Here is a 10,372-nt window from a genome sequence, read left to right as displayed (position 1 = left end):
CTGATCGAACGCCGTGTTGCCGAGGGCGGATCCGATCGCCTGATCGAACGCCGTGTTGCCGAGGGCGGATCCGATCGCCTGATCGAACGCCGTGTTGCCAGCAATCAGTACGATGCCGCGATGAACATGCGAATGCATTTTTCGATGGACTGACGTGATTTCACCGAAATCGATCCGCAGGATCAGGCAAGTAATCGGTAGAAATGCACTACAGGCTGTGCGAGCAATCCGGGAAGAATGGTGCTTCGACACATTCATCAAGGACTACACCCATGCTCGTACATGCCTATGGTGCCCACGCCGGCGACCAACCCCTTGAGCCGATGCAGATCAATCGCCGAGCCCCGGCGGCCCACGATGTGCAGATCGACATCGCCTTCTGCGGCATCTGCCACTCCGACCTGCACCAGGTGCGCGCCGAATGGGCCGGGACGCAATTCCCGTGCGTACCCGGGCACGAGATTGTCGGCCGCGTGTCGGCGGTCGGCGCCCATGTGTCCGACTACAAGGTCGGTGATCTGGTGGGTGTCGGCTGCATTGTCGACAGCTGCAAACACTGCGACGACTGCGAAATCGGTCTGGAAAACTACTGTGACGGCATGATCGGCACCTACAACTTCCCGACCCCGGACGCACCGGGCTGGACCCTTGGCGGTTATTCTCAAAACATCGTGGTGCATGAGCGTTACGTGCTGCGCATCCGCCATCCTGAAGCTCAACTGGCCGCCGTCGCGCCGCTGCTGTGTGCAGGCATCACCACGTACTCGCCGTTGCGTCAGTGGAACACCGGGCCGGGCAAAAAGGTCGGTGTGGTCGGTATCGGTGGCCTGGGCCACATGGGCATCAAACTGGCCCATGCGATGGGCGCGCATGTCGTGGCGTTCACCACCTCCGAGTCCAAGCGCGAAGCCGCCAAGGCACTGGGCGCCGATGAGGTCGTGGTGTCGCGCAACGCCGAGGAAATGGCCGCGCACACCAAGAGCTTCGACTTGATCCTCAACACCGTCGCCGCACCTCACGATCTCGACGCGTTTCTGGTGCTGCTCAAGCGCGACGGCGCCCTGACGCTGGTCGGAGCCCCCGCCTCGCCGCATCCGTCACCGAACGTGTTCAACCTGATCATGAAGCGCCGGACCATCGCCGGTTCGATGATCGGCGGTATTCCGGAAACTCAGGAGATGCTGGATTTCTGTGCCGAGCACGGCATCGTTTCCGACATCGAGCTGATTCGCGCGGACCAGATCAACGCGTCCTACGAGCGGATGCTGCAGGGCGATGTGAAATATCGTTTTGTGATCGATAACGCGACGCTGGCTGGCTGAACCGTTACTCCGGCAACCCCGCCAACCGCAAACCTTCGGCAAACCGGGCAACATCTTCAGGCCGTTGAATGGGCAGCCACGCGCTCAGGCTGGACACCCGCAAGGTCGGGTCCAGCTGACGCACCCGTTCCATGGCCTGCCCGGCTTTGTCGGTTCGCCCACTCAGCGCATTGCTTGCGGCGATCAAGGCCGGCGCTGCCAATAGACTGGGCAGGTTTCCCTGCGCTTTCTCGGCCCAGGAAGCCGAGAGTTCAAAACGACCAGCGAAGAAGTGCGCCAGCGCCATCCCGACCTGCATGCGGAACATTTCCGGATCCAGCGGGCTCAGACGCACGGCATGTTCGAGGTTGGCGATGGCGGCGTCGGTTTCGCCACGCAAGGCACGCAGGATACCGCCGAGAAACCACGCCGGGGCCAGGTTGGGATTGAGCAGTCGAGCCCGATCGAGCAAGGCGATGCCACAGTCGACATCCCCGGTCAGATGGGCCAGGGCATGACCGCTGCGGGTCAGCGCCACGGCGTCGTCGCGCCCCAGTTCCACACCCATTCGTGCCAGCCGCGCACCTTCGGCGATTTCCCGAGGCCGGTCGGTCATCCAGCCGTTGAGCTTGCGCCAGAAGTGGCACCACGCGGCCATGCCATACGCCGAGGCAAATTCCGGATCCAGTTCAAGCGCCCGGTAGAACAGCGCCAATGACTGCTCGATCGCCTCACGGGTGCCGATATGCAGCTTGGCCGTACCACGCAGGTAATAATCGTAGGCATCGAGGCTGTCAGTGGGCTTGCGTTTGGCCCGCTCGATTTCCGCGCGCTCCAACTGCGGCGCGATGGCGCCCACGACGCTTTCGGCCACTTGATCCTGGAGTTCGAAAATATCGTCGAGCAGGCCTTCGAAGCGCTCGGCCCACAGGTGCGTTCCGCTGCAGGTATCAATCAACTGGCCGGTGATGCGGATCTTGTTGCCGCACTTGCGCACGCTGCCTTCCAGCACATAACGCACACCCAGTTCCTGACCGACACCTCGCGCATCCACCGCCCTGCCCTTGTAGGTGAAGCTGGAGTTGCGAGCGATGACGAACAGCCAGCGCAGGCGCGACAACGCGGTGATGATGTCTTCGACGATGCCGTCGGCGAAGTAGTCCTGTTCGGGGTCGCCGCTGAGGTTCTGGAATGGCAGGACGGTGATCGAAGGCTTTTCCGGCAGGACAAGTGTCGCGGCCACCTCGGGTTTCGCAGGCGCTTCAGGCGTATTGACAGGGCTATCGCACGGGATGATTTCACCGACAAAGCGATAGCCCTTGCGCGGCACCGTGCGCACCAGACGTTGTTGCTCACCGGTGTCGCCGATGGCCTTGCGAACGGCGTTGATGTGGCTGGTGATGGTCGACTCGGAAACGATCCGGCCACTCCACACGGCGCTCAACAGTTCGTCCTTGCTCACTACCCGCTCGCGGTTGCTGACCAGTAACAGCAACAAATCGAAGACCTGCGGCCCGACAGTCACAACCTCCCCGCGCCAGGTCAGTTCCCGGCGCTGCTGGTCGAGCACGTAGTCTTCAAACACGAATGGCACGGTGGCTGTTCTCTGGTCTGGCGCCCCCGACTCCGTGTCCGAGCGGGCGATTGTCGTGCGCTCAATGATACGGCAGACCCTGGGCCACCGCACCGGTCTGCACGCTGGTCTACGCGTCTGCCGACGGATTGGCTTGTCTGGACAGAAAACCAAGGCAAATCCAAGGTCACCACAAGGATTTGCTGAAGCGCCAACGGCATGCTCAACCCACATCGACAGCAATGGTTGCAGTCGGCAAGTCGGAGAGATGCCATGAAGATCGTCGTTATCGGAGGCACCGGCCTCATCGGATCGAAACTTGTGAACAATCTGCGCGAACGCGGCCACGATGCCCGCGCCGCCTCCCCTAACACCGGCGTCAACAGCATCACTCGCGAAGGCCTGGCCGAAGCGATGGACGGCGCCCAGGTGGTGGTCGATGTGTCTAACGCGCCTTCGTGGGAAGACCAGGCCGTGCTCGATTTCTTCGAGACCTCCACCCGCAACCTGCTCGCCGCCGAAGCCGCCGCCGGGGTTCGCCATCACGTGGCGCTGTCGATCGTCGCCAGTGAGCGCTCGCCTGCCAACGGCTACTTCCGCGCCAAGGTCGCGCAAGAGAACCTGATCAAGGCGTCGAGCATCCCTTACACCCTGCTGCGGGCCACGCAGTTCTTCGAATTTGTCGGCGGCATTGCCCAGTCCGCGACCGTTGGCGACGAAGTGCGCCTGTCACCGGCGCTGATCCAGCCCATGGCCTCCGACGACGTCGCCACTGCGCTGACGGATGTGGCACTGGCAGCGCCGATCAACGGCACGCAGGAAATTGCCGGCCCCGAAGCCATGCCGCTCGACGAACTGGTCCGGCGTTTTTTCCGCGCCACCCACGACACCCGCAAAGTGATCCCGGACGTCCACGCCCGCTACTTCGGCGATGTGCTCGACGACCAGTCGCTCACCCCCGGCAGCAGCAATCCACGCCTGGGCCCAACCCGCTTTGAAGACTGGCTGGCGAAATCGACCCAGCGCTGAAACACCCCACCTGATTTGAAGGAGTATCGCCATGTTCAGCCGAATCCTGCTGGCCGCCACGTTTGCGGCCCTTTCAATCTCATCCGTCTCGGCCGCCGAGCCGCAGGGGGGCAAGGTCACCGTAGTTTTCGACCGCGCCCTGCCCAACGTCCCCGGTAAATCCATGAGGGGCGTGCTGGTGGAATACGCGCCTGGTGGATCGTCGCCGGCGCACTTTCATCCGAAGTCCGCGTTCATCTACGCCACGGTGCTAGAGGGCGCCGTGCGCAGCAAGGTCGGCGACGCGCCGGAGAAAGTCTACAAGGCCGGGGAAAACTTCGTCGAACAACCGGGTGATTTCCACGCGGTGAGCGCCAATGCCAGCACCACCGAACCGTCCCGTCTGCTGGCGGTGTTCGTGCTCGACAGCAGCGAGACCGACTTGGTCAAACCCGTCAAGCCGTAACCGATCCATTCGCCAATCCACCTTCGGCGGCCCGTCTGCCGGAGGTGTCGGCTTTGAGCAGGACCCCGATCATGAACGCGCCCCAGCCCACCACCGCCAGCACGACGCAGTCCGAAACGACGCCCGCGACACCGCGCCAAGGCAAGCGCAAGGCGGCAGGACTGCTGTTGTGCGCCGCCGCTCTGGCGATTGTGGCGGGCGGTTATGCCGTGCTGTACGGCGGCAAAAGTATCTCGACCGACAACGCCTATGTGCGTGGCGATGTCACGTCCCTGGCGGCCAAGGTTGCCGGTTACGTCACCCGCGTCGAGGTGCGCGACAACCAGTCGGTGCAGAGCGGCGACATGCTGTTTCGCATCGACGATCAAGACTATCGCGCCCGCCTCGCCCAGGCCGAAGCCAACTTCAAATCGGCACAGGCGCGCCTCAGCGATGTCGATGCCCAGACGCAACTGCAATATGCGCAGATTCGCCAGGCCGAGGCCGAGCGCCGCTCCGCCGCCGCGCAGATGAACCTCGCCGGCAAAACCCACGACCGCAACCGCAAACTGATCGCCAGCAATGCCGTGAGCATGGCGCTGGTCGATGAGACGGCGGCGGCCCAGACGCGCGCCTCTGCGGCGGTGGACGCTGCTTCGGCGTCGGTCGAGGCTCAGCGCCAACGCCTCGCCGTGCTGCTGGCCCAGCGCGGCGCGGCCCTCGCGGCCATGGCGCAGGCCGAGGCGGCGCAGGATCTGGCCCGGATCGACCTCGACAGCACCGTGGTGCGCGCGCCCGTGACCGGGGTGGTCGGCAACCGTCAGGTGCGGGTCGGCCGTTACGTCACGCCGGGCGTGGCCTTGCTCGACATCGTTCCGGTGCAGGATGTGTGGGTCGTGGCTAATTTCAAAGAGACTCAGCTAGAGCATATCCAGCTAGGTCAGCCGGTACGCATCACCGTCGACGGCTATCCCGACGATGCGCTGCAGGGCGTGGTCGACAGCTTTGCCCCCGGGAGCGGCTCGGCCTTCAGCCTGTTGCCGACCGACAACGCAACGGGCAATTTCGTCCGGGTGGTGCAGCGGGTGCCGGTGAAAATCCGCCTCGCCAACAACCCTTTGCCGGGGCGCATCGTGCCGGGGCTGTCGGCGCGGGTCGATGTGGAGCGTGGAGACGGCTCATGAACCGGTCTGCCGCAGCCCGGCCCGGCGTGCTGCTGATGATCGGCATTCTGCTCGCCAGCCTCACCGAAGCGATTGCGGGCACCGCGCTGGTGCTGGGCCGCAACGACATCATCGGTGACACCGCTGCCACACCTGACGAATTTGCCTGGCTGGACATCGGATACACCGGGTTCAAGTTGATCGGTTTCCTTACGGCGTCGTGGCTGCTGGCGCGCTTCGCCCCGCGCAACGTCATCGTCGCTGCGACCCTGGCCATGGGGCTGGCCTGCGCCATCGCTGCCGGCAGCACGTGGCTCGACCTGCTGATAGCGCTGCGCATCCTTCAGGGTTTTGCCGGCGGCACGCTGCTGGTGGCCGGCCAGATGCTGATCTTTCGCAGCTACCGGCGCCACCTGCAACCCGCGCTGCAAGCGCTGTTCGCCATCGGCGCAGTGGTCGCTTCCGCCACGTTGACGCCCGCCCTGCAAGGCTGGCTGGTCGACAGTCAATCCTGGACGTGGATTTTCCTCAGCGTCGTGCCGCTGGCATTGGTGGCCAGCGGACTTTTACTCGTCACCGTCACCCCGACACCCGCCCGAGCCAGCCTGCGTCCATTCGACGGTCTGGGCGTGCTGCTGAGCGCCACCGCCCTGCTCTGCTTCACCTACGTGCTCAGCCAGGGCGAACGCTGGGACTGGTTCGAGGCGCCACGCATCGTCTGGCTGACGCTGGTCGGCAGCGCAGCCCTGCTGGGGTTTCTGGGCCAGCAACTGTTAAGCAACGGCAAAGGCGTGCTCGACTTCAGTCTGTTCAGGTCGAGCGATTTCTCGTTCGCCTTTATCGTCAGCTTCGTCGCGGGGGCAGCGCTGTTCGGCAGCGCCTACCTGATTCCGGCATTCGCCGTGTCCGTTCTCGGATTCACCCTGACCGAGGCCGGCCTGCTGCTGTTGCCCAGCGGCGCACTGTTTGTCGGCGCGCTGCTGATCGCGGCCTGGCTGATGCAGAAGCGCGGCGTGGCGCCGTTTGCCACGGTGCCGTTTGGCATCCTGATGATCATGATTGCCATGTGGCTGTTGTCCGGTTCGACCCGCGAAAGCGGCAGCGCAGACATGATGGGCGCCATCCTCCTGCGCGGGCTCGGGCTGGGCTTTCTGTTTCTGTCGATCACCCTGATCGCGTTCACTCACCTCAACAGCCGCAATCTGGCGGCCGGCATCGGTCTGTTCAATACCGGCCGCCAGTTGGGCGGGCTGATCGGCGTGGCCGGGCTGCAAACGCTGATCGAGCACGGCCACGCCGCCAACGCCGTGATCCTGGGCAGCAGCGTCACGCCGGGCAGCCCGGCACTCATCGAACGGCTGACAACCACGGGCGCCTGGCTGACGGGCAAAGGTATGGAGCCTGCGGCGGTGGCCCGTGCCGCGACCAGTCTGCTGGGGCGGACGGTGTCGGAGCAGTCGCTGGTGATCGCCTTCGACAGTGCGTTCATGGCAGTGACGTTGCTGTTTGCGGTGGCGGCGCCGCTGCTGGTGGCGATCAAGATCGGCTTTGCGAAACACGCCGGATCAAACCATTGATCTTTCGCCCCACACCCAGTAAAAAACCGTCTTCCCTTTCCGCCCTTGCAAGGAGCAGCGGATGCTCGAGCTCACCACGCAACGCCTGGACCTGCGCACGATGGTCGAATCCGACTGGCCGCTGTTCCTCAGGCTGCATTCCGAGCCGCAAACCATGCAATACGTGTTCGGTGAGATTGCCGAGGACCAGGTGCGCAAAGGCTTCGAGCATCGGCTTCCGGCCTGGGGGCCGCAGTCGGATCACTGGTTGTGTCTGGTGGTGACCGACAGGGCCAGCGGGCAGGAACTGGGCGTGACCGGATTTCGTATCCTGTCGCCGGGGCATGCCGAGGTGGGTTGCCTGCTGCTGCCGGAACATCAGGGCAAAGGCTTTGGCACCGAGTCGCGGCAGGCGATCATCGACTATGCCGCCGCCATCGGCCTGGACTCGTTGGAGTCGACCGTGACCGACGGTAATATCGCGTCCTGCAAGGTGTTGGAGAAATGCGGCTTTGTATTCGAGCGCCGCGTGCCGCAGGCCTATCAGATTGGAGATCGGTGGTTTGACGACCTGATCTACCGCTATCAAATCAGCTGACCCCGTTTTATCAGCGACCGCCAAGGAGGCCCTCGTCGTGAATCCTTATCAATGCCTGCCACCCCGCGCTTTCTGGCGCACCGCCGTGGCTGACAAGCCCGCGCTGAACATCGATCAACTGTGGACGCCACACTTCGAGATCGGCAACAAGGACGCCATCGTCACTGCCGGCTCGTGTTTCGCCCAGCACATCGGCCGGGCGCTGGTGGAACGCGGCATGAACTGGCTGGACGCGGAACCGGCCCCTGCCGAATTGCCCGCAGCCGACTGGAAAACCCACAACTACGGGGTGTTCTCGTTTCGCACCGGCAACCTGTACACCCCGGCGATGCTGTGCCAATGGCTCGAATGGGCCTTGGGCGTGAGCCTGCCCCCCGACGAAACCTGGGCCCATGACGGGCGTTTCTTCGACCCGTTCCGCCCCGCCGTGGAGCCCGACGGCTTTGCCAGCGAGGACGCGCTGTTCGCATCGCGCGAAGCCACCCTCGACGCCATCCGCACCGCCCTGCGCCGGGCCAACGTGTTCGTGTTTACCCTCGGGCTGACCGAAGCCTGGCAGAACCGCCAGACCGGTCTGGTGTACCCCGTGTGCCCCGGCACCGTGCGCGGCACTTTCGATCCGCAGCTGCACCGCTTCTGCAATTTCGGTTTCATGGACACTTATGGCGACATGGTCAGGGCGCTGGAGCTGATGCGTTCGATCAACCCGCAACTGCGCCTGCTGCTCACCGTGTCACCGGTGCCCCTGACGGCGACGGCCACGGGCGAGCATGTGCTGAGCGCCACCACCTATTCCAAATCGGTCCTGCGCGCCGTCGCCGGGCAGCTGTGCGAAGACCTGCACGACGTCGACTATTTTCCCTCCTACGAAATCATCACCGGTACACCGTTCAAGGGTGCGTTCTACCAACCCAACCAGCGGGAAGTCACACTCGAAGGCGTGGCGTTCGTCATGCAGCAGTTTTTCGCCGGGCTCGATGCGGTTCAACCGGTGCAGACGCTGGCCAGCGTTCCCTCCACCTGCGTGTCCAGCGAGGAGCTTGTCTGTGAAGACGCCGTGCTCGATTACTACGCCTAGGTTTCTGCTGCTGGGCGACTCCCATGCCGGCGTCATCGGCAAGGCGGCGCAGGCCCGCGAGCTGCCGTTCAGTGGCGGCCCGCTGGGCACCGGCCGGGATTTTGCGGTGGATTTTTTCAGCCTGACCCGCCATGACGTGGTGTTTCGGGAGGCCGAGATGGAGCGCCTGTATCGCCAGGCCCTTGAGCCGTTCGAAGTGCCACAACTGGCGAAGGTCGGGGTGCCGCTGGTGAGTACCATTGGCCTGAGCCTGCACTACCTCGCCACCGCGCCGAACTGGACGTGTTACCAGACACCGGACGGCGAATTCGACGAAGGTTTTTTCGCCGGACCGCTGTTCGAATCCATTGTCGATACCCTGTCCCGACCTGCGCTGGCGTTCTATGAACAGGCCAGGGCGATGAACCTTAAAGTGTTCGCGGTGCTGCCGCCGCAGCGGGTGCCGGAGTTGTCCGATTCGCGAGTGTTCATGGCGGCGCAGGCGCTGCTGATCGAGCGCCTGCAAGGACTCGGCATCGAGCTGATCGACGTGCGCGCAGCGGCGAACGATGAGCAGGGTTTTCAGCGTTCGGCGTATTGCGAAGTGGATGACCCGCTGCACGGGAATCTGGCGTTCGGCGAGCTGATCGTCGAGCAACTGCTCAATCGAGGAATTTAGACCCGAACCTGTGGGAGCGAGCTTGCTCGCGAATGCGTCGTGTCAGACAGTATCAATGTCGACTGACACACCACTTTCGCGAGCAAGCTCGCTCCCACAGGGGGATTTTCAGGTTCATCAAGCCTTCGGCTGCGTCCCCAGAATCGTCACCCGCTCGCCATACCGCGAATGCGGGAAATAATCCCAGACCGCATGGTGCTGGGTGCAACGGTTGTCCCAGAACACCAAGGTATTCGGCGACCAGCGCACGCGACAGCTGAGGACCGGCTCCCGCGCCACAAGATCGAACAGCATGTTCAACAGCACCTGGCTTTCGCCGCCGGACAACTGGACGATGTGCGACGTAAACCCGGAATTGACGAACAGCGTTTGGCGCCCGGTGTCCGGGTGGCGAACCACCACCGGATGTTCGGTTTTCGGCAGGTTGGCCGGCGCCTCATAACCCTTCCATGGGATCGCGCCGTCGTGGATCGCCGTCAGTTCGCCAAGAAACTGCTGCATCGTCGGCGACAGCATTTCCAGCGCCAGGTGCATGTTGGCGAACAGCGTATCGCCGCCCGTGCCGATGGCCGGGGTTTCCTTGACGTACAGCATCGAGCCCATGGACGGCGCCAGGTCGGCGGTGCCGTCGGTGTGCCAGGTTTCGCCGGCCACGTAGCGTGATTGCGCATTGGCGCGGATCACCACCAGCTCCGGGTCATCGCCGTCGATGTCCTCCACCGGCAGCGCCCGCAGCTCACCGAACAGCCGGCCAAACGCCTTGTGCTCGTCCACCGTCAGGTGTTGATCGCGGAACACCACCACGTGGTTCTCCAGAAAGGCCCGGCGGATTTCCGTGAACTGCTCGTCGCTCAGTGGTTGCGACAGATCGACGCCGCCGATCTCGGCGCCGATGATCGGCGTGATCCGCTCGACCGTGATGTGCTGATACGGCGCGCGCCGTTCTGCGGCGATGCGCTCGATTGCCTTGAGTGCCAACTGATCCATGTTCC

At 63.8% G+C, this 10,372-nt stretch carries 10 protein-coding genes and 1 pseudogene; 9 read left to right on the top strand and 2 right to left on the bottom strand.

What is annotated here, in order from left to right:
* Nucleotides 1-153: pseudogene (locus tag PMI24_RS29650) on the top strand (phage infection protein); the annotation flags it as partial.
* Nucleotides 154-272: 119 nt separating this feature from the next.
* On the top strand, nt 273-1,322 hold the full coding sequence (locus tag PMI24_RS24010) for an NAD(P)-dependent alcohol dehydrogenase (RefSeq protein ID WP_007958585.1): 1,050 nt from the start codon (nt 273-275) through the stop codon (nt 1,320-1,322).
* A 4-nt stretch (nt 1,323-1,326) separates the two neighbouring features.
* Here the strand turns inward: PMI24_RS24010 and PMI24_RS24005 are convergent, their stop codons facing one another.
* Entirely contained in the window at nt 1,327-2,895 is a 1,569-nt protein-coding gene (locus PMI24_RS24005; protein WP_007958584.1) for a winged helix-turn-helix domain-containing tetratricopeptide repeat protein, read from the bottom strand.
* A 252-nt stretch (nt 2,896-3,147) separates the two neighbouring features.
* Here PMI24_RS24005 and PMI24_RS24000 point away from each other — a divergent pair, with 252 nt between their 5' ends.
* From PMI24_RS24000 to PMI24_RS23970, 7 genes are all read left to right on the top strand, one after another.
* A complete protein-coding gene (locus PMI24_RS24000; RefSeq protein ID WP_007958582.1) occupies nt 3,148-3,903 on the top strand; it encodes an SDR family oxidoreductase in 756 nt (251 codons plus the stop codon).
* A 31-nt stretch (nt 3,904-3,934) separates the two neighbouring features.
* Nucleotides 3,935-4,348 carry a cupin domain-containing protein gene (locus PMI24_RS23995; RefSeq protein ID WP_007958580.1) on the top strand — a complete coding sequence of 138 codons (414 nt, stop codon included), beginning with the start codon at nt 3,935-3,937 and terminating at the stop codon, nt 4,346-4,348.
* Nucleotides 4,349-4,419: 71 nt separating this feature from the next.
* Nucleotides 4,420-5,511: an HlyD family secretion protein gene (locus PMI24_RS23990; RefSeq protein ID WP_007958577.1), complete on the top strand. Its 1,092-nt coding sequence runs from the start codon at nt 4,420-4,422 to the stop codon at nt 5,509-5,511.
* The gene (locus PMI24_RS23985; protein WP_007958575.1) at nt 5,508-7,067 is read left to right on the top strand and encodes an MFS transporter; all 1,560 of its coding nucleotides are present in this window, start codon (nt 5,508-5,510) and stop codon (nt 7,065-7,067) included. Before PMI24_RS23990 ends, PMI24_RS23985 begins: the two co-directional genes overlap by 4 nt.
* Nucleotides 7,068-7,128: 61 nt before the next feature.
* Nucleotides 7,129-7,644 (top strand): GNAT family N-acetyltransferase, encoded by a 516-nt coding sequence (locus tag PMI24_RS23980; RefSeq protein ID WP_007958572.1) that lies wholly within the window; start codon nt 7,129-7,131, stop codon nt 7,642-7,644.
* Between the two features lie 37 nt (nt 7,645-7,681).
* A complete protein-coding gene (locus PMI24_RS23975) occupies nt 7,682-8,722 on the top strand; it encodes a GSCFA domain-containing protein (RefSeq protein ID WP_007958569.1) in 1,041 nt (346 codons plus the stop codon).
* Complete coding sequence (locus tag PMI24_RS23970; RefSeq protein WP_007958567.1) at nt 8,691-9,380, top strand: hypothetical protein; 690 nt, start codon at nt 8,691-8,693, stop codon at nt 9,378-9,380. The genes PMI24_RS23975 and PMI24_RS23970 overlap by 32 nt, the downstream gene beginning before the upstream one ends.
* Nucleotides 9,381-9,497: 117 nt before the next feature.
* Here the strand turns inward: PMI24_RS23970 and PMI24_RS23965 are convergent, their stop codons facing one another.
* Complete coding sequence (locus PMI24_RS23965) at nt 9,498-10,367, bottom strand: TauD/TfdA dioxygenase family protein (RefSeq protein WP_007958565.1); 870 nt, start codon at nt 10,365-10,367, stop codon at nt 9,498-9,500.
* Between the last annotated feature and the right edge of the window lie 5 nt (nt 10,368-10,372).

The sequence above is a fragment of the Pseudomonas sp. GM25 genome, assembly GCF_000282255.1.
Classification (GTDB): domain Bacteria; phylum Pseudomonadota; class Gammaproteobacteria; order Pseudomonadales; family Pseudomonadaceae; genus Aquipseudomonas; species Aquipseudomonas aphyarum.
Note: the sequence above shows the minus strand (reverse complement) of the source record. Positions and strands in the feature narration are given on the sequence as shown.